At 69.8% G+C, this 16,979-nt stretch carries 20 protein-coding genes; 6 read left to right on the plus strand and 14 right to left on the minus strand.

What is annotated here, in order from left to right; genetic code table 11:
- Positions 1-625 precede the first annotated feature (625 nt).
- Positions 626-1,147, minus strand: a complete 522-nt coding sequence (locus AKJ13_RS28945) for a DUF2244 domain-containing protein (RefSeq protein WP_050736412.1) — start codon at positions 1,145-1,147, stop codon at positions 626-628.
- A gap of 20 nt (positions 1,148-1,167) precedes the next feature.
- Between AKJ13_RS28945 and nth the strand changes: the two genes are divergently transcribed.
- Both nth and purC read left to right on the plus strand, forming a co-directional pair.
- Positions 1,168-1,950 (plus strand): endonuclease III, encoded by a 783-nt coding sequence (gene nth / locus AKJ13_RS28950; RefSeq protein WP_244471790.1) that lies wholly within the window; start codon positions 1,168-1,170, stop codon positions 1,948-1,950.
- A gap of 220 nt (positions 1,951-2,170) precedes the next feature.
- Positions 2,171-2,965, plus strand: a complete 795-nt coding sequence (gene purC, locus AKJ13_RS28955; RefSeq protein ID WP_007558076.1) for a phosphoribosylaminoimidazolesuccinocarboxamide synthase — start codon at positions 2,171-2,173, stop codon at positions 2,963-2,965.
- Between the two features lie 58 nt (positions 2,966-3,023).
- On the opposite strand, the gene AKJ13_RS28960 is transcribed toward purC, so the two are convergent.
- From AKJ13_RS28960 to AKJ13_RS28975, 4 genes are all read right to left on the minus strand, one after another.
- Positions 3,024-4,643, minus strand: a complete 1,620-nt coding sequence (locus tag AKJ13_RS28960; RefSeq protein ID WP_050736413.1) for a glycosyltransferase — start codon at positions 4,641-4,643, stop codon at positions 3,024-3,026.
- Positions 4,644-4,653: 10 nt separating this feature from the next.
- Positions 4,654-6,534, minus strand: a complete 1,881-nt coding sequence (locus tag AKJ13_RS28965; protein WP_200905722.1) for a glycosyltransferase family 2 protein — start codon at positions 6,532-6,534, stop codon at positions 4,654-4,656.
- A gap of 157 nt (positions 6,535-6,691) precedes the next feature.
- Positions 6,692-7,324, minus strand: a complete 633-nt coding sequence (locus AKJ13_RS28970) for a hypothetical protein (RefSeq protein WP_050736425.1) — start codon at positions 7,322-7,324, stop codon at positions 6,692-6,694.
- 23 nt (positions 7,325-7,347) lie between these two features.
- Complete coding sequence (locus AKJ13_RS28975; RefSeq protein ID WP_244471792.1) at positions 7,348-7,809, minus strand: invasion associated locus B family protein; 462 nt, start codon at positions 7,807-7,809, stop codon at positions 7,348-7,350.
- A gap of 269 nt (positions 7,810-8,078) precedes the next feature.
- Here AKJ13_RS28975 and AKJ13_RS28980 point away from each other — a divergent pair, with 269 nt between their 5' ends.
- Positions 8,079-8,453 (plus strand): hypothetical protein, encoded by a 375-nt coding sequence (locus AKJ13_RS28980; RefSeq protein ID WP_050736416.1) that lies wholly within the window; start codon positions 8,079-8,081, stop codon positions 8,451-8,453.
- A gap of 7 nt (positions 8,454-8,460) precedes the next feature.
- Here the strand turns inward: AKJ13_RS28980 and AKJ13_RS28985 are convergent, their stop codons facing one another.
- The 3 genes from AKJ13_RS28985 to AKJ13_RS28995 all read right to left on the minus strand — a co-directional run bounded on the left by AKJ13_RS28985 (position 8,461) and on the right by AKJ13_RS28995 (position 10,156).
- Positions 8,461-9,195, minus strand: coding sequence for a SprT family zinc-dependent metalloprotease (locus tag AKJ13_RS28985; protein ID WP_050736417.1), 735 nt, complete (start codon positions 9,193-9,195; stop codon positions 8,461-8,463).
- A 98-nt stretch (positions 9,196-9,293) separates the two neighbouring features.
- Positions 9,294-9,836, minus strand: coding sequence for a prepilin peptidase (locus AKJ13_RS28990; protein ID WP_050736418.1), 543 nt, complete (start codon positions 9,834-9,836; stop codon positions 9,294-9,296).
- Positions 9,837-9,982: 146 nt separating this feature from the next.
- The gene (locus AKJ13_RS28995) at positions 9,983-10,156 is read right to left on the minus strand and encodes a Flp family type IVb pilin (RefSeq protein ID WP_007558091.1); all 174 of its coding nucleotides are present in this window, start codon (positions 10,154-10,156) and stop codon (positions 9,983-9,985) included.
- Between the two features lie 301 nt (positions 10,157-10,457).
- Here AKJ13_RS28995 and AKJ13_RS29000 point away from each other — a divergent pair, with 301 nt between their 5' ends.
- The 3 genes from AKJ13_RS29000 (at position 10,458) to AKJ13_RS29010 (ending at position 12,435) form a co-directional block, all read left to right on the plus strand.
- Entirely contained in the window at positions 10,458-10,952 is a 495-nt protein-coding gene (locus tag AKJ13_RS29000; protein WP_007558093.1) for a pilus assembly protein N-terminal domain-containing protein, read from the plus strand.
- Between the two features lie 109 nt (positions 10,953-11,061).
- Positions 11,062-11,709, plus strand: coding sequence for an RraA family protein (locus tag AKJ13_RS29005; protein ID WP_050736419.1), 648 nt, complete (start codon positions 11,062-11,064; stop codon positions 11,707-11,709).
- Between the two features lie 51 nt (positions 11,710-11,760).
- Positions 11,761-12,435, plus strand: a complete 675-nt coding sequence (locus AKJ13_RS29010) for a metallophosphoesterase family protein (protein WP_050736420.1) — start codon at positions 11,761-11,763, stop codon at positions 12,433-12,435.
- Positions 12,436-12,447: 12 nt separating this feature from the next.
- On the opposite strand, the gene AKJ13_RS29015 is transcribed toward AKJ13_RS29010, so the two are convergent.
- The 6 genes from AKJ13_RS29015 to rpmH all read right to left on the minus strand — a co-directional run bounded on the left by AKJ13_RS29015 (position 12,448) and on the right by rpmH (position 16,857).
- Complete coding sequence (locus AKJ13_RS29015) at positions 12,448-12,885, minus strand: phytanoyl-CoA dioxygenase family protein (protein WP_280137137.1); 438 nt, start codon at positions 12,883-12,885, stop codon at positions 12,448-12,450.
- Positions 12,886-13,034: 149 nt separating this feature from the next.
- A complete protein-coding gene (locus AKJ13_RS29020) occupies positions 13,035-13,463 on the minus strand; it encodes a DUF423 domain-containing protein (RefSeq protein WP_050736421.1) in 429 nt (142 codons plus the stop codon).
- Positions 13,460-14,113: a ribosome biogenesis GTP-binding protein YihA/YsxC gene (gene yihA / locus AKJ13_RS29025; protein ID WP_007558103.1), complete on the minus strand. Its 654-nt coding sequence runs from the start codon at positions 14,111-14,113 to the stop codon at positions 13,460-13,462. The genes AKJ13_RS29020 and yihA overlap by 4 nt, the downstream gene beginning before the upstream one ends.
- Positions 14,114-14,124: 11 nt before the next feature.
- Complete coding sequence (yidC, locus tag AKJ13_RS29030; RefSeq protein WP_050736422.1) at positions 14,125-15,981, minus strand: membrane protein insertase YidC; 1,857 nt, start codon at positions 15,979-15,981, stop codon at positions 14,125-14,127.
- Positions 15,971-16,582, minus strand: a complete 612-nt coding sequence (gene rnpA / locus AKJ13_RS29035) for a ribonuclease P protein component (RefSeq protein ID WP_050736423.1) — start codon at positions 16,580-16,582, stop codon at positions 15,971-15,973. The genes yidC and rnpA overlap by 11 nt, the downstream gene beginning before the upstream one ends.
- A 140-nt stretch (positions 16,583-16,722) precedes the next feature.
- On the minus strand, positions 16,723-16,857 hold the full coding sequence (rpmH, locus tag AKJ13_RS29040) for a 50S ribosomal protein L34 (protein WP_039893469.1): 135 nt from the start codon (positions 16,855-16,857) through the stop codon (positions 16,723-16,725).
- Between the last annotated feature and the right edge of the window lie 122 nt (positions 16,858-16,979).

Consider the following 16,979-nt stretch of genomic DNA (forward strand, 5'->3'; position numbering starts at 1 on the left):
AACTCTCACGTTGAAGAGATTGATCAAAGCTGATCACGTAATTCTCAGACGGAGCCTCACAATCGATCCCGCAGCGCTTCACAGCGCAGCAAAATCGGTGAGCTCAAAAAGAGATCCGACGATCGGCACGAGTCTCTCACTTGCCAGGGCACGAAGCCCCAGCCGCAAGGACAAACGCCGTCCGCGTCTCCCTTCCTCAAATCCAACAATGTCAAAGACCCGCGGTACCGGCAGAACCGGTACCGCTGCAGACGAGGCGTCGATCCGGGCCGAGACCCTGATCCACCGCTTGTCCGACTGGGAGAACCGTGATACTGGCCAAACCGTCCGGTCGGCCGCCTCAGCGGTGGAGGGCGTTTAGAGCCCACCAATCTCCCTGTCAACCCCGTTGTTCAGCCCGCGGAAGCGGAGAAGATCTCAGGGTCGGCATCGAACAAAAACAGCAGACCGCCCGGCAAACCCGCCGGCCAATCGCCGATCCTGTCAGAAGATGCTTCAGCGCCCGGGCCACTTCCGCGGCCGGCGCCGATGGACAGCTCTATAGACAGGTGAACCGGGGCCGTCAACCGGTTTGTTGCGGTGCGATCGTGGTTCGGCGTGGATCCGGAAAACCGGCGCGCAGCGCTCAGTAGCCCTTCTTCACCTGGGCCAGCGCACGGCCGAGACCCTGCGCGATGCGCGCGCGCTCGTCCGGATCGGCATCACGCGCGACGAGAGCCCGCTGGCGCCGCGACACCAAGGTGAGTCGCTGAAGCCCGTACTCGTCGTCCTCGACCGTGACGATCTTTGTCCAGAGCGGATTGAACCGCCATTCGTGCCGCTCACCCGTGTAGCTGACCCGGGCGAGCAGGATCTCGATCTGCGAGATCATCACCTCCTCGAAGGAGCGGCCGCGTCGGAAGCTGACCTTCAACGCCGCATAGATCGCCAGCATGTCGAGGCCGAAGAACCCGGCCACCGGCCAGAACCCCATCCGCCAAGCCCAGACCGAAACGGTGAGCGAGACCAAGCAGCAACCGGTCATCACGATGCGGAAGCCGAGACGGCTCAAAGATTGATGCGGCCGGATGGTGGCGGAAAAAACCGGCCGATCGATCGTGTCCGGGTCGAGCCCGTGCGGATGGACGGAAGGATTGCCGGTCGCCATGCGATCCATATAACGCGCCGATGCCCGCCAGAAAGCCTCCGCCCTCGGTTAACAGCCCCCCTCGACGGCGTGCCGCAGGCGAGACCGCGAAAGCTGCGGCGTCAGGGCGCCTCGGCGGACGGATCGGTCCGGCCCAGACCGCCCGAATCGAGACCGCGCCGGAGGCGGTGGAGCCGGCGACGCTCACCGAGATCTTCCGGCGCTTCCATGCAGCCGAGCCGGAGCCGAAGGGCGAGCTGCACTACGTCAACCCGTTCACCCTGCTGGTCGCCGTGGTTCTGTCGGCGCAGGCGACCGACCGCGGCGTCAACCTCGCCACCGGCCCGCTCTTCGCGGTGGCCGACACACCCGAGAAGATGCTGGCGCTGGGCGAGGAGACGGTCCGCGGCTTCATCCGCACGATCGGGCTGTTCAACACGAAGGCGAAGAACGTCATCGCACTCTCGCGCATCCTGGTCGAGCAGCATGGCGGCGCGGTGCCGGCGAGCCTCGAGGCGCTGCAGGTGTTGCCCGGGGTCGGGGCCAAGACGGCGAGCGTCGTGCTGAACATCGCCTTCCAGGTTCCGCGGATCGCGGTCGACACCCATATCTTCCGGGTCTCGAATCGGATCCCGCTGTTCGTCGGAAGCACGACCGACAAGGTCCAGGCCGGGCTGGAGGCGATCGTTCCGGAGCCCTACCGGCTACACGCCCATCACTGGCTGATCCTGCATGGCCGCTACACCTGCAAGGCGCGCAAGCCCGAATGCCCGCGCTGCCTCATCGCCGATCTCTGCCGATACCCGTCGAAGACCGCCGCGTGACGGCGTGATGGGCGGACCCCGCAGCCGGTCGGCGGCACGTCCCGGCCCGCGCCCGCAATCCCACCCTGCGGGCCAACGCGTTGTGCTGGAACCCCGGTTCGGCTAGTTTGAACGGCAGTAGCCGGGCCCTCGGGCAGAGGCCGTCCGGCTGCCCGACCTCAGCATCCGGTCGCCGCGCCGCGGATTCCTCCCAATCGTCGCGCATCAGGAGCCTCGGCCCATGGACTTCCTCAAACCACGGTACACGCCTATGAACCGCCGCCGTCGCATCTACGAGGGCAAGGCGAAGGTCCTCTACGAGGGGCCCGAGCCCGGGACGCTCATCCAGCACTTCAAGGATGACGCCACGGCCTTCAACGCGAAGAAGCACGAGATCATCGACGGCAAGGGCGTGCTGAACAACCGGATCTCGGAATTCGTGTTCCAGCACCTCAACGACATCGGCGTGCCGACGCACTTCATCCGCCGGCTGAACATGCGTGAGCAGCTGATCCGGGAGGTCGAGATCATCCCGCTCGAGGTGGTGGTGCGCAACGTCGCGGCGGGCTCGCTGGCGACTCGGCTGGGCCTGGAGGAAGGCACCCAGCTGCCGCGCTCGATCATCGAGTTCTACTACAAGAACGACGCGCTCAACGACCCGATGGTGTCGGAGGAGCACATCACCGCGTTCGGCTGGGCGACGCCCCAGGAGATCGACGACATCATGGCGCTGGCGATCCGCGTCAACGACTTCCTGTCGGGGCTCTTCCTCGGCGTCGGCATCCGGCTCGTGGACTTCAAGATCGAGACCGGCCGCCTGTGGGAAGGCGACATGATGCGCATCGTCGTGGCCGACGAGATCTCCCCGGATTCGTGCCGGCTGTGGGACATCAAGTCCTCGGACAAGCTCGACAAGGACCGGTTCCGCAAGGATCTGGGCGGCCTGATCGAGGCCTACACGGAAGTCGCCAAGCGGCTCGGCATCATGTCGGAGAATGAGAAGGTTCAGGGCGGCGGCCCACGCCTCGTCCAGTAGGCTGGGCCTCGCGCCGCGTCTGACCCGAAAGCCGGCGGCCACCTTACGGGACGATGCTCTAAGCGGGCGGGCGTCGTACCGGTGCCGGACCCGCTTTCGGAAACCCCGGGCGCAGGCGTGCGTGGGTCGAGAGATCCGGGTCGAAGCCAGGGTGATAATGGGGGTCCTGCACCAGCAGCGGCCCCCATCGCTTTTTGAGCGCCGCAATCTCGCGCTCGTGGCGGGCGCGGGCCTCCTGGGTCCAGCGGCGGCTCGCCGATTCGCGGTGATGCAGCACCGCCCCCGGCACCAGCAGCGTACGGTGACCGGCCGCGTTCAGGCGCAGGCACAGGTCGACATCGTTGAAATCGACCGCGAAATCCGCATCGTCGAAGCCGCCGACAGCCCGGAATTTCCGGGTCTCGACCATCAGGCAGGCGGCGGTGACCGCGGACACCGCATGGGTCGCGCGCAGGCCCGCGAGGTAGCCCGGGGCGTCCCCCGGGAAGTGGCGGTGCGCGTGCGTGACCAGGCCGCCGGTGCCCAGCACGATGCCGCCGTGCTGGATCCGACCCTCGCCATCGAGGAGCCGGGCGCCGACAGCGCCGATCTCCGGGCGCAGGGCCTCCCGGGCCATCCGGGCGAGCCAATCCGGCAGGAACGCCTCGACGTCGTTGTTGACGAAGACCAGCAGCGCACCGCGGGCGCGGGCGGCGGCGGCATTGTTCATCGCGGCGAAGTTGAACGGCCCGGGACAGGGCACGACGCCCCCCCTCCCCTCACGCTCGAGGTTTCGCAGGAAGGCCAGCGTCTCGGGCTCGCGGCTGTCGTTATCGCAGACCAGGATCTCGAGGTTCGGCCAGTCGGTGCAGGTCGCGAGGCTGTCGAGGCAGGGGCGGAGCAGGTCGAGCCGGTCGCGGGTCGGCACGATGACGCTCACCAGGGGCCGCGGATCGGGCAAAGGGTGCTCGACCTGCAGGAGGCCGTGCTCGTCGACGACGATGCGGCTCGCGGTCTGGCCCGACCGGTCGAGGTGGCGGCGCAGGGCATCGCGATGGCGGTGCCGCCCCCCCTCCCCTGCCGGCGACACGGTGTCGACGGGGTCGCCGCGCCGGATCGCGAGGATCTCGGGCAGGTGGCCGATCGCGCGAGCGCCGTACCGCTCAGCGATCTGGAACGCGGCGTCGGCGGGCCCGCTCGGCTGCGTCTCCGGCGCCAGGGCTCCCGGACGGCAGGCCAGCAGGGGCTCGAGATAATCGACAGCGGCCAGCAGGTCGGCGTCGAAGACCGGCGAAAGCAGCGGCCGCACCGGGCCGCGCGCGCGGTCCTGAATCAGCGCATCGCCGTAAACCGCCTGGAGTTTGGGATCGGCCGCGAAGGCGGCGGCGATGCGCGCGGCCGCGCCTGAGACGAGGACGCCGTCGCCGAACACCCGGATGGCGTCGCGCGGCGGGGACGGCGCGGGCGGGAAGCGATCGAGGATGCCCGCCGGGAGCGCGAGCCGATGGTCGATCCCGACCAGGGCCGCCAGCTTCTGGCGCGCGCGCAGGCGTCGCCCCTGGAGCCGCGCGAGCAGGATCTCTCCCGTCGCCCGGGGGCGGCCGAGAAGATGGCGCAGCGCACTGAGCATCGCGCGGCCGGGGCGGCGCGGGATGCCGAGATGCAGCGTCTCCGCAAGCTCCGGCGCAGGCCGTTTCATGGCCGCCGCATCATTCGAGATCCTCGCCGAAGGTCGTGAGCGACAGGGCGGGATGGTAATACGGATCGTGGCGGATCACGTCGCGCCAGCGCTCGGAGAACCGGGCGGCCTCCTGCTCGAAACGGGCGCGCTTAGCCCCGACCGACGGCCCCCGGCTGACGGATTCGAGATGGGCCAGGGTGGCGGACGGGGTCCAGATCGTCTTCCAGCCGGCGGCGCCCAACCGCAGGCAGAAATCGACATCGTTAAAATCCACCGGGAAGGATTCGGCGTCGAAGCCGCCGACAGCTAGGTACTTGTCGCGCGATACGGCGAGACAGGCGGCGGTTACGGCCGAGACCTCGTGGGCCACGCGGAGGCGGCCGAGATGGCCCGGCGTGTCCCCGGGACGGCGGCGCAGGATATGGCCGGCGCGCCCACCGAGGCCGACCACCACCCCGGCATGCTGCAGGGTGCCGTCTGCGTAGAGGAGCTTTGCACCGACGGCCCCGACCTCGGGGCGGCTGGCCTGGCGGACCATCGCGTCGAGCCAGCCGGGGTCCAGAACCGCCACATCGTTGTTGAGCAGCACCACGATCGCGCCGGTCGCGGCGGCGACGCCGTCATTGACCATGGCGGCGAAGTTGAAGGGTCGCGGGTCGATCAGGATCCGGACCCGCGGATCCCGGCGCAGCTCGTCGTAATGCGCCAGCACGGCCGGATCGGCGGAGCCGTTGTCGACGATGATCAGCTCGAGATCGGCATAGGCGGTCTCGTGCAGCACGCCGCGGCAGACCCGCTCGATCAGGTCGAGGCGGTCGCGCGACGGGATCACGATGCTGGCCCTCGGGGCGGGGCTCGGCAGCGGCCAGTCGAGTTGGATCGCGCCGTTGCGGAAGGCGGCCCGGACCGGGGCAGCTAGCCCCTCGAGACGCGCAGCGAGCGCCCGCGCGCGTGCCGGCGGATCGAGGACATCGCTGGTCATGCGGGCGAGGACGCGCGGGACATGGGCGCCGCGCGCGCCGGCGACGATCGCGGCGGCCTCGATCGCCAGGAACGCCTCGGCCATGGATCCGAGCGGCTGGGGCGGCAGCCGCTCGAGCAACGTGCGCGCGAACAGGGCCGCGCGGCTCGCGTAGCCGGTGGCGAGGGCGAGATCCGGGCTCCAATCCGGTTTGAGCCGCGGCTGGTCGTCGGGGCCGAGTTCGTCGCCGTAGGCGAAATCCGCCCTCGCCAGGGCCGGCGCCAGCAGGGCGAGCGCGTCTGGGGTCGGGATGTCGCCGGCCCGGAGCAGGCACAGGGCGTCGGCCCCGGCGATCAGGTCGGCCGCGGTGGCGCGATCATCCCAGATCCGATGCGCGACCCGAGGATCCGGCGATGCGGGGCGGGCATCCTCCCAGGCGACGCCCACGGTGTGGGCCGGGTGGCCCTGCACGGCCAGCGCGTCGAGGGTCGCGGCGAGCGCCGCCGCCTCGCCGGATCGGATCAGGACGAGGCAGCGGATCCGCAGCTCGGTCGGAATGGCCCGGACCGGGCGGTCCCGCGATGCCGCCCAGGACTGGTACTGCGTCAGCGGGGTCACCGCGCAGGCCCCGCGCAGCGTATCGCGGTAGCGCCGCTCGGACCCGCGTGCGCGTTCGTAGAGCGCCGAGACGAACCGCCAGGGCCGGCGCAAAAGGCATTGGGCGAGCACGGAGACCTCGCGCCGAGCCCCGACCCGCTCCAGCGCAAAGCCGGGGCCGGCCGACAGGCGGATCTCCCGGGTATCCGGGGGGATCAGGCCGAGCCAGTGGGCGTAGCCGTGCGCGGCGCCCGGCAGGACGAAATCCTGCGGCGTGCCGTCGGCCCCGCGCAGGACCCGCAGGATCGGCCGGCGGGGTACGGCACCCGGATCGCCGGCATAGCTCAGCACGATCCAGCCGGCCGGGTTGTCGGGCAGGACGAGGCGGCGATCGAAGACGGGATCGTCGGCCGGCTCCAGCCGGAAGCGCGTCGCGCGGCCGAGCCAGATCGCGCCGTGTCCGGCTTTCCCCGTCAGCGCGATCGGATCGACAAGACGCGCCGCGGCATCACTGGGCAGCGTCGCCTCCGCTGGCGGGCTCCGCGGCGACCGCCGGCTTCTTGCGCCGCGGCTTCGCGGCGGCCTTGCCGCCGGCGTTCTTGCCGCTGCCCACGCCGACGGTGATGTCGTAATCCTCGGCCGCGGCCGGCGGAACCGTGAGTTCCTCCGCCACGATGGTGGCGAAGCCCTGCGCCTCGCCCGGGCCGACGACCACGCTGGAATGTTCGACGCGGCTCGCGAGCACCTTGCCCTCGTGGCGGATCTGGATCGTCACCGGCACGTCGAATCGCCCGGGGGCGCCCTTCGGGCCGAGCAGGACATTGGCCTCAACCCCGACCTTGACGGTGACCGAGCCGTCCTGGCGCCGGGCGCATTCCCGGGCGAGACGGCCGACCGAGAACTGGGTCCGCACGTCGCTCCCGGCGAGGACGCGATAGGCCGCGCCGTTCTCGGCCACCTCGACCGGGGGGCAATAGGGCGGATCGAGGCTCTGGGCCTGCGACGGCGGCACGGTCGTGCCGCCGAACTTGAACAGGTTGGAGAGGACGTTGCCCTCCTCCGCGCGAGCCGGGCCCGCGGCTAGCGAACCAGCGAGGATCAGGCCGCACAGGCTCAGAAACAGGTCACGACTTCCGATCATCGCGCGGCTCCCGAGCGGCATCGTCATTTCAAGCTGTCGAACCCGGCCGCGAAGCCTTTCATCGAAAGTGGAATGCCGACGCCTTCCTCGGGCGTCTGGAACACGATGAAGGTTGCCTGCGTGCCGCCCTTGAACTGGCGGATCAAGCCATCATCCATCACCACCTCGGCCACGCAACCGGTGGTGAGGCAGCGCACGAAGCCGGCCCGGCCGACATCGGTCTGGTCGATCTTCAGTCCGAGGCCGGAGGGAAGGAGCACGCCTAGCGGCGCCACCACGCGCAGCAGATAGCCGCGGTTGTCGGCGGTCTTCAGGACGATCACCACCAGGGTGAGATTGGGGCGGTCCTCCGCGGCCAGATACTGCACGAGCGCGCATTGCTCGGCCTTGGCGCCGGCCGGCGTCTCGCAGCGCAGCTGCCAGTCGTCGAAGGTCTTGCGCACCATGCCCTGGGCGGCGGCCGGCCCGGCGGAGGCGAGCCCCATGGCGGACAGGGCGAGGGATACCGGCAGCGCGACGCGCCGGACCACGCGCCGAAAACGATCGAGCCTCGCGTGAAGCGGCACCACCGAACCCTTCGGAACGCCACCGCCGAGGACCGGCGGGGCCGTAAAATCGCGGGTGTTCCGACCATGGTCAGCCCCGCGCTGTCAAGCGATGCCGGCTCCAGTGTTGCCCCTGGGCGCTACCCGGGGGTTGCAGAACGACCTAAATGAAGGTCGCTTTTCCTCCAGCGCAGGATCCTGAAGCTGTGATGCGCCTGTTCGCCCTCTCGGCCGCCTGCTTGCTGGCCACCCTCGCGCAGGCCGGGGCGCAGTCGCTTCCGGTCTCCGAGCCCACCTACGTGGAACGCTCCCTCAACCGCTCCGACACGCTGATCGTCGAGCATCCGCCGGTGGCGGTGAACCCGTATGGCCGCCGCAACGGTCAGGCCGCGATCGCCGGCTATTGCCGCGAGGGCGGCCTGGTGCGCCGCCGCGACGCCTTCGGAAACCCGGTGATCATCCGCCAGCGCGAGGTCTGCGACAGCGTGGCTCCGCGCACGCTCGAGCCGGGCCATGTCGATCCGCGGCCGGCCTGGCCGGCCGAGACCGTCACCCGCCAGAAGGTCCTGCGCGCCAAGGGCTGAGGCCCGATCAGCCGTAGCGGTGCAGGCTGGTGCCGTTGCGCTTCAGCCACGCCTCGGCGGCGTCGACGTTCGGGCACAGGCCGTGCAGCAGCGCCCAGTACCGGGCCGAGTGGTTCATCTCGCGCAGATGCGCCATCTCGTGGGCGACGAGGTAATCGAGCACCATCGGGGGCGCCAGGATCAGGCGCCACGAGAAGTTCAGCTCGCCCCGTGCCGTGCAGGAGCCCCAGCGGCTGCGTGTGTCCCGCAGGGTGATGCGCACCGGCCTCTGGCCGAGCCGCGGCGCGTAGCGCTCCACCGCCTCGACGAGGTCCCGCCGCGCCTCCCGGGTCAGGTAGTCCCGGATCCGGCGCGAGACATGCGCGGGATCGCAGGAAACCGAGAGCACCGGCTCCCCCTCCCCCACCTCGACGCGGACCGCACCGCTACGGGTATCGCGCAGATGCACGCGATGCGGCTCGCCGCGCAGGGGCAGGATCGCGTCTGGGACGAACAGGACCCGCTCGGGCACGCGCGCCAGCCGCGCCGCGATCCAGCCGGCATGGCTGGTGGCGAAACGCTGGGCGGTGTTCACCGCGGTGCGGCTCGGCAGGGTGATCACGACCTCGCCGGTGGCGGCCGAGACCCGCAGGGTGATCCGGCGCGCGGTCGGCCGCCGACGCAGCGCGATCTGGAAGCTGGCTCCCTCGTGCTGGACCTCGAGATGGCCGGGATCGGGGCGACGCAGCAGCGCGAACGACATGGTTCCGTTCTAGCCGGCCCCGGACCGACGCTCCAGATCCCGTCGACGGGAATCGCTACGGTTGGCGCGTACTGGCTGGTGCGCGCGGCGCCGCTGCGTCAGCCGGCGAGCGCCCGGGTCCAGATCTCGGTGTCGGGCATGACGAGGAGTGCGGCCGCGGCGAGCGCGATCCCGTAGGGGATGCCGGTCTTGGCGTCGTGAAGGTGCAGCGCGAAGGGCAGCCGGGCGACGCGCATCGGCAGCGGGTAGGCGCGCGCGGCCAGGATCGCCAGCGTCAGGGCGCCGCCGAAGATGGAGGCGACCAAGAGATAATCGCCCAGGCCCTCGAAGCCGAGCCAGAGAGCGGTGGCGGCGGCGAGCTTCGCGTCGCCCCCGCCGATCACTCCGAAGGCGAACAGCGTGAAGGTTCCGGCCAGGACGGCGGCGCCGGCCCCGAGATGGAGGCCGATCTCGGACCAGCTCATCGGCCCGGTCAGGGCGAGCAGCGCGAAACCCGCCACCAGAGCCAACGAGATCCGGTTCGGGATCAGCATCGTCAGCAGGTCGCTCGCGGCCGCGTAGGCCATCAGGAACGGGAACAGCACCAGGAGGCCGAAGCCCGCCGTGCCGAGGCTCACGATCGCCGATCCTGCGCCAACCATCTCGGGTCCAACCCTATCCATGCCTGCCCAATCAGCGGCTCGGGATCGAGGCCGCCGCCGACCGGCGAATCCGGCCGGCCGAGGCCCCCTCGCGCCACGCGACGGAGCCTCGGACCTGCCGCAGATCCTGACCGCTCGGGCGTCGATTACTGGGTGGCGGTCAGGTTGCCGGAGATGGCGCTGAACTTGGCGGACAGCGAGGTGCCGACGGTCTTCAGCGCGCCGATGATGACGACGGCGATCAGGGCGGCGATCATGCCGTACTCGATCGCGGTGGCGCCGGACTCGTCCGAGGCGAAGCGCGAGAACAGGGTCTTCATAGGAGGCGATCCTTCGAACAAGAACTTATAACGTGAAGCTTGTGAGATGACCGACGAAGATTTCTACGTCCCGATCGGCGGCCGCTGCAGACTGTTCGATACGCCTTGAAAATCGGTTAAATCACGCCTCGATCATAGTTCACGCTGGTCCGTCTGCGAGCTTAGTGAAGGATCAGTTTCGACGCCGCTCGACATGCCGCGGCATTACTCATGCTTAGCGGTTCCTTCACCGATCCCGGGCTAGCGCTACAGCTTCAGGCGCCGCCTCGCGCGGGCGCCGGTCGCTTCCGAGAACCGCCCGATGCGCCGCACCCTGTCGAATGGGGCCCGAGCCGGCCTCGTCCTCCTTCTGACGGGCGCGTCGGTCGCGGCTGCCCAGCCGGAGCCGCTGCCGATCGTCACCGTGCTGGTGGACAACGCCAAGGTGATCCGGCTGCCGGAGAAGACCGCGACCGTCATCGTGGGCAACCCGATCATCGCCGAGGTCACGCCGCAGAAGAACGGCGTGCTCGTGCTCACCGGCAAGAGCTTCGGCTCGACCAACCTGATCGCGCTCGATACCGGCGGCAGCCTGATCGCCGAGACGATGATCCGGGTCGAGGCGTCGCGGGATACGACCATCACGGTCCAGCGCGGCCTCGACCGGGAATCGCTCTCCTGCACGCCGAATTGCCAGCCGGCGGTCCAGCTCGGTGATTCGGCGAATTACTTCGGGACGACCAGCGGCCAGGCAGATGCCCGGCGCAGGCTTGCCACCGGCGGAGGCGCCGGCGCCCCCCAGGCCGCCGAGCATTGACGGCACCGAACGCGACACCGCGCGGATCCTGAGGCAAGATCCGCCCCGGCGCGGCCCCGACGTGATCCGGTCGGAATCCTGCGGCGCGCCGTCAGGGAGGTCCCCGCCGATGCCCGGCATCACGCACAATCCGCCGCCGCCCGCCGTCGATCCCGACCTGCTCGCCACGTTCCAGGACGTGGCCACCGCGACGATCAGCGATTGCCTCGACCGGATGCCGGTCCTTCTGGGCCTGCGCGCCTTCCACCGGCGGGGGCGGCTGCTCGGAACGGCCTTCACGGTACAGGTGCGGGCCGGCGACAACCTCGCGATCCACCAGGCACTGGAGCAGGCCCGTCGCGGAGACGTGATCGTGGTCGATGGCGGCGGCGATACCAGCCGGGCTCTGGTGGGCGACGTGATGAAGGCGATCGCCGAGAGCCGGGGCGTGGCCGGCTTCGTGGTGGACGGGGCCGTGCGCGACACCGACGCCTTCGCGGAGTCGGATTTCCCCTGTTACGCCCGCGCTGCGATCCCGAGGGGCCCGTTCAAGACCGGGCCCGGCGCGACGAACCTGCCGGTTTCCATCGGCGGCTGGACGGTGAACCCGGGCGACGTGGTCGTGGGCGATGCGGACGGCGTCGTGACCTTCCCGCCCGCGCTCGCGCCCCGCCTGATCGAGGCCGTACGTGCGCAGGTGGCCCGGGAGAGCGAGGTGCTCGCGCAGATCCGGGCGGGCCGGTACGACGGCCGCTACGCCCGGGAGGCGAAGGGCTGAGGATCCGCCCTCACGCCTTGCGCGCGCGACGTCTCCTGTGGACGATGGCGCATGGAGTCACAGACCCTCACCTACGCCATCGGCGACGTGCATGGCCGCGCCGACCTGCTGGATACGTTGCTGGAGCGGATCGCCGCCCATGCCGGGGACCGCGCCCACCGCCTGGTCTTTCTGGGCGACTATGTCGACCGCGGCCCCGACAGCGCCGCGGTGCTGCGCACCATCAGCCGCCTGAACTGGGCCGAGCCCGAGCGCGTCACCTGCCTGATGGGCAACCATGAGCGCATGCTGCTCGACGCGCTCCTGTCGCCGGATGCGGCCCGGCACTGGCTCTATTGCGGCGGCGACGCCACGCTCGACTCGTTCGGGGCGCGGGATCTCACCGGCCTGCCGCGCGACACCCTCGACTGGATCGAGGCGCTGCCGACCCTGCACGGGGACGCGGCGCACTGGTACGTCCATGCCGGCCTCCGTCCCGGCACCGCGGCGCCGGATTCGGACGTTCACGACCGCCTGTGGATCCGCGAGCCGTTCCTCGAGGGGGATCACGATTTCGGCCGGCACGTGGTCCACGGCCACACGCCCCAGCGCAGCGGCCGTCCGGAGATGCGCCCATTCCGGACGAACCTCGACACCGCCGCGGTCTATGGCGGCGCGCTCACCGCCGGCGTCTTCTCCGAGGCGCAGGGACCGGCGCTGGAATTCCTGTCGGTGTGGGCGGCCTGACATCCGGGCCGGCTACGACGCGATCTTCCGGCGCACCGCGATATCGGGGCTCGACGCGCCGCAAGTCGGCAGGCGCTCGACCGGGCCGTGGACCGCCGACGTGCTCGACGACAGGTCGTGGTTGCAGATGCAGCCTTCGGCGAAATAATGGTGCACCAGCGCATTGCGCGAGTGGCGCTGGTCGTTGCGGGCCGATCCGCCGTGCAGGAGATTGGCGTGCCAGAACAGCACGTCGCCCCTGCGGGCCAGGAAGTGCTGCGGCTGGGCGCCGTGATCGGCGATCTCGCGCTTGATCGCGGGCTCGTAGCGCTCCGCATAGGCCGAGTAGCCGCGCTCGCGGACATCGTCGGTCGAGATGCCGACGCCGTGGCTGAACAGGTACGGCAGGCGGTGGGTGCCGGGATAATAGACCGGCGGCCCACAATCGGCGTGGATGTCCTCCACGGCGATCCAGGCGGCCGAGGGTGAGGTTGCGCGCCGCGATACCCCAGCTGCGTGCGAGCGTCCTTACCGACCAAAGGCCATTCGCCGCGGTCCGCCCCCGTTCTCATCCCATTCGGAGCGAGGGGAGCGGGGGAATGCGCTGGTCCTATGGCATATCACGTTGGCGTGACGTGCGTCTCGGCTACGCTGTTACCAACGTGACGTGGCGAGCGCCGACCGGGCACCAGGGCGCCGATCGCCCCCAGGAGCCACCCGCCCATCAAGGCGAAGCCGCCGATGGGGGCGGCCATCGGGAAGAGCGGCTGCTGCAGCCAGGTCCGCACCGAGAGGTCGCCGCAGAACAGGAGCAGGCCGAGGACGAGCAGCCCGGCCGCGCCGCGGGCGAGCGCCGGCCGCGCCAGACTGAGGACGCCGAGACCCGTGAGCCCCAGGATCGCCGGAGCGTGGAACAGCAGGAACTGGGCCGCGGTCTTGAGCGAATCCGCGCCGGGAATATGGGCCGCCGCCGCGCTGAGCGCGACGCCCAGCAGCCCGGCCAGGCAGGCCAGCGCCGCGAGCGCCCGGTCGAAGCCCGAGACCCTCATGCGCCGCGCTCGACCAGCAGCCTGGCGATCGCCGCGCGAAGCTCCGGCACGCCGAGATCGTCGCGGCTGGAGGTGAGTATGACCTGCGGGAAGGCCGCCGGCCGCTTGGCCAGCCCCGCCTGGATGCCGGCGATCCGGCTCTCGATCTCGCCCTTCTTCAAGGAGTCGCCCTTGGTGAGGACCACCTGGTAGCTCACCGCGGCCTTATCGAGCCCGTCGAGCACGTCGGTGTCGATCGACTTGAAGCCGTGGCGGGCGTCGATCAGCATGAACACCCGGGCGAGATTGGCCCGGCCCTTCAGGTAGGCATGGATCAGCTTGGTCCAGGCCTCGACCTTGGCCTTCTCCACCGCCGCGTAGCCGTAGCCCGGCATGTCGACGAGGGAGAGGCGATCGCCGATCCGGAAGAAGTTGAGCTGCTGGGTTCGTCCCGGCGTGTGCGAGGTGCGCGCCAGGGTGTTGCGGCCGGTCAGCGCGTTGATCAGGCTCGACTTGCCCACATTCGAGCGCCCCGCGAACGCGATCTCGACGCCCTCCATGGGCGGGATGCGATCGAGAACCTGGGCAGCCGCGTAGAAGTCGGCGGCGCCGGCAAACAGCAGGCGGCCGGCCTCCAGGAGGTCGGCCGCGTCGTCGTTGGTCTCGGTCACGGCTTTCCTTGTCAGCCCTTGGTGGCCGCCGCCTTTGTGCCGCCGCGCCGGAACGTGGTCCGCAGGTTGTCCCACAGCTCCACCTTCACGCCGTTGCGACGCATGATGACGTATTGCTGGATCACCGACAGGGTGTTGTTCCAGGCCCAGTAGATCACCAGGCCGGCGGGGAACGAACCCAGCATGAAGGTGAACACGATCGGCATGAAGGTGAAGATCTGCGCCTGGACCGGGTCCGGCGGCGCGGGGTTCATCTTCATCTGCACGAACATGGTCACGCCCATGATCAGCGGCCAGACGCCGAGATGGACGAAATCCGGCGCCGGGAAGGGCAACAGGCCGAACAGGTTGAGGATGCTCGTCGGATCCGGCGCCGCGAGATCGTGGATCCAGCCGAAGAACGGCGCGTGGCGCATCTCGATGGTGATGAACAGGACCTTGTAGAGCGCGAAGAAGACCGGGATCTGGATCAGCACCGGCCAGCAGCCGGCGACCGGATTGATCTTCTCCTTCTTGTACAGCTCCATCGTGGCCTGCTGCTGCTTCAGGCGATCGTCCTTGTACCGCTCCCGGATGGCGGCCATCTCCGGCTGCACGGCCTTCATCTTGGCCATGGACACGTAGGAGCGGTTGGCGATCGGCAGGAACAGCAGCTTCAGGCAGAAGGTGACAACCAGGATCGAGACGCCGAAATTGCCGAACAGGTGGAAGAAGAAGTCCAGCGCCCGGAACATCGGCTTGGTGATGAAGAAGAACCAGCCCCAATCGATCATCAGATCGAAGTGCTTGATGCCGAGGTCCTTCTCATAGTTGTTGATCAGGTTCACTTCCTTGGCGCCGGCGAACAGGCGCTGGGTCGTGGTGGCCGAGGCGCCGGCTTCCAGGTTCACGGCGTCGCCGCGGACGCTCGCCTGGTAGACGTTGGTGGCGCCGTCCGTGCGGTCGGTGAAGGCGCCGGTATAGGGCGCGTTCTGGTCGCCGGGCATCACGGCCGCGGCCCAGTACTTGTCGGTGATCCCAACGAAGCCGCCGCTCACGCCGTTCCAGGCGCGGCCCTTGGTGTTGGCGCCGCCATAGGCGCCCTCCTTGGCGAGCTTGTCGTAGGTGAATTCCTGCAGGCCCTCGTTGCCGAGATAGCCGATCATGCCCTCATGCAGGACGTAGTAGCCCTGGGTGTGCGGCTTACCCCAGCGGGAGACGAGGCTGTACGGGTAGAGCGTCACCGCGCCCGAGCCCTTGTTCTCGACCTCCTCGCGGACGGTGAACATGTACTTATCGTCGACCGCGATGATGCGCTTGAAGACGAGGCCTGCGCCGTTGTCCCAGGTCAGGGTCACGGGCATGCCGGGGGAGAGCGTCTTGCCGTCGCTGGTCCACAGGGTCTCGCTGCCGGGCAGCGGCCCGGCATTGGCGCCGACCCAGCCGAACTCGGCGTAGTACGGCGCCTCGCTGCCGGCCGGGGAGAACAGCACGATCTCCGGGCTCTTCGGGTCCACGGTCTCGTGGTAATTCTTCAGCGACACGTCGTCGACGCGGCCGCCCTTGAGGGCGATCGAGCCGCTGAGCGCCGGGGTCTCGATGCGGATGCGCGGCGAGCGGGTGAGCGCGGCCTCGCGGGAAACCGGGCCGCCCTGGCCGGGAACCGTGCCGGGCACCGGCATGGCCGGGCCGCCCTCCTTGGGCGAGGGCGACGGCACGCCCTCCGGGGTCACGCCCGGCGGCTGCTGCTGTTGCTGCGCGGCCTTGTTCTGCGCCTCGATCAGGCGCTGCTGCTCCACCCGGGGGCCGGCTACGAAGTACTGCCAGCCGAGCAGCACCAGCAGCGACAGGCCGATGGCCACGAACATGTTCGTCTTGTCATTGCCCATCGGGGACACCGCCGCACGCGTTCGGAGTGGCAACAGGAGCGGCACCGACCCGATCGGGCCCGCGCGCATCCGTGATTCGGGAGTCTCTGGCATCGCCCGGCGACGGATCGCGACCCGATGCGCCGGAAGATGCAGGCTGCGCAGGCGCTCGGCCCGCATCGCGCTGGAGAGGTGTGGTCTTGGACGGCCGGCCGCCAGACTTGCTGCCAGACTTGCCGCCGGATCTCGCACCGGGCGGCCGCGGCGTGGCCGGGCGCGTCACGGTCGGGATGGCGCGGCGCAGATCCTCGGCCAGGGTCTCGAAGGGCGCAGTCAGGGCCGGACGCCGGGCGATCAGCACAATGTCGGCGGGCAGCCCGGCCAGTTCGCCCGGGAGATCGGGCGCGACAAGGCTCACGGCCGCGCGCAGGCGCCGCCGGATGCGGTTGCGCTCGACCGCATGGCCGACGCGCTTCGTGATGGTGAAGCCGAGCCTCAGCCCGTCCGCGGCCTGCGTATCACGCAGGCGGCCCTGAGCGGTCATGCGCTCGGTATGAAAGCGGCGCCCCTCGGCTGTCGCCAGGAAGTCGGGCCGCTTCTTCAGCCGCTCGATCGTCGCCATCGATGGTTCGATCCCGGCCGATCTCATCCTGTGTGCTGCATGACGCGTTCGGAAAACCGGGTTTCACGTTTCCGCGTCATGCTCACGCCTCGCAGCGCGGCTGCCGGAACAGGGCCGCGCCGGCGAGGATCCGCCGGCTCTCAGGCCGACAGCTTCTTGCGGCCGTGGGCGCGGCGGCGCGCGATCACCTTGCGGCCACCCGCGGTGGCCATGCGCGCACGGAAACCGTGACGGCGCTTACGGACGAGCTTGCTCGGCTGGTAGGTTCTCTTCATGGCACAGAGCCTTCAAAGGTCGAGGCGCGCTCGCGGGCGGCTGATGCCGCACCCGACCTTCACGCGTCCTGGTTGTCTGCAAACACGAAGGGCGCCCATGCGGGGCGCCACGTCGCGAGTGG

The sequence above is a fragment of the Methylobacterium sp. ARG-1 genome (assembly GCF_001262595.1).
Classification (GTDB): Bacteria; Pseudomonadota; Alphaproteobacteria; order Rhizobiales; family Beijerinckiaceae; genus Methylobacterium; species Methylobacterium brachiatum.

Bases quoted from the DNA above. Each gene is read 5' to 3' on its own strand.
- AKJ13_RS28970 (WP_050736425.1), bottom strand. From the start codon at position 7,324: ATGATCGGAAGTCGTGACCTGTTTCTGAGCCTGTGCGGCCTGATCCTC.
- AKJ13_RS28995 (WP_007558091.1), bottom strand. From the start codon at position 10,156: ATGAAGACCCTGTTCTCGCGCTTCGCCTCGGACGAGTCCGGCGCCACC.
- nth (WP_244471790.1), top strand. From the start codon at position 1,168: ATGCCCGCCAGAAAGCCTCCGCCCTCGGTTAACAGCCCCCCTCGACGG.
- AKJ13_RS29020 (WP_050736421.1), bottom strand. From the start codon at position 13,463: ATGAGGGTCTCGGGCTTCGACCGGGCGCTCGCGGCGCTGGCCTGCCTG.
- AKJ13_RS28985 (WP_050736417.1), bottom strand. From the start codon at position 9,195: ATGTCGTTCGCGCTGCTGCGTCGCCCCGATCCCGGCCATCTCGAGGTC.
- purC (WP_007558076.1), top strand. From the start codon at position 2,171: ATGGACTTCCTCAAACCACGGTACACGCCTATGAACCGCCGCCGTCGC.
- AKJ13_RS29005 (WP_050736419.1), top strand. From the start codon at position 11,062: ATGCCCGGCATCACGCACAATCCGCCGCCGCCCGCCGTCGATCCCGAC.
- AKJ13_RS29000 (WP_007558093.1), top strand. From the start codon at position 10,458: ATGCGCCGCACCCTGTCGAATGGGGCCCGAGCCGGCCTCGTCCTCCTT.
- AKJ13_RS28945 (WP_050736412.1), bottom strand. From the start codon at position 1,147: ATGGCGACCGGCAATCCTTCCGTCCATCCGCACGGGCTCGACCCGGAC.
- rpmH (WP_039893469.1), bottom strand. From the start codon at position 16,857: ATGAAGAGAACCTACCAGCCGAGCAAGCTCGTCCGTAAGCGCCGTCAC.
- AKJ13_RS28960 (WP_050736413.1), bottom strand. From the start codon at position 4,643: ATGAAACGGCCTGCGCCGGAGCTTGCGGAGACGCTGCATCTCGGCATC.
- yidC (WP_050736422.1), bottom strand. From the start codon at position 15,981: ATGGGCAATGACAAGACGAACATGTTCGTGGCCATCGGCCTGTCGCTG.
- AKJ13_RS28990 (WP_050736418.1), bottom strand. From the start codon at position 9,836: ATGGTTGGCGCAGGATCGGCGATCGTGAGCCTCGGCACGGCGGGCTTC.
- AKJ13_RS29010 (WP_050736420.1), top strand. From the start codon at position 11,761: ATGGAGTCACAGACCCTCACCTACGCCATCGGCGACGTGCATGGCCGC.
- AKJ13_RS28975 (WP_244471792.1), bottom strand. From the start codon at position 7,809: ATGGGGCTCGCCTCCGCCGGGCCGGCCGCCGCCCAGGGCATGGTGCGC.
- AKJ13_RS28980 (WP_050736416.1), top strand. From the start codon at position 8,079: ATGCGCCTGTTCGCCCTCTCGGCCGCCTGCTTGCTGGCCACCCTCGCG.
- rnpA (WP_050736423.1), bottom strand. From the start codon at position 16,582: ATGGCGACGATCGAGCGGCTGAAGAAGCGGCCCGACTTCCTGGCGACA.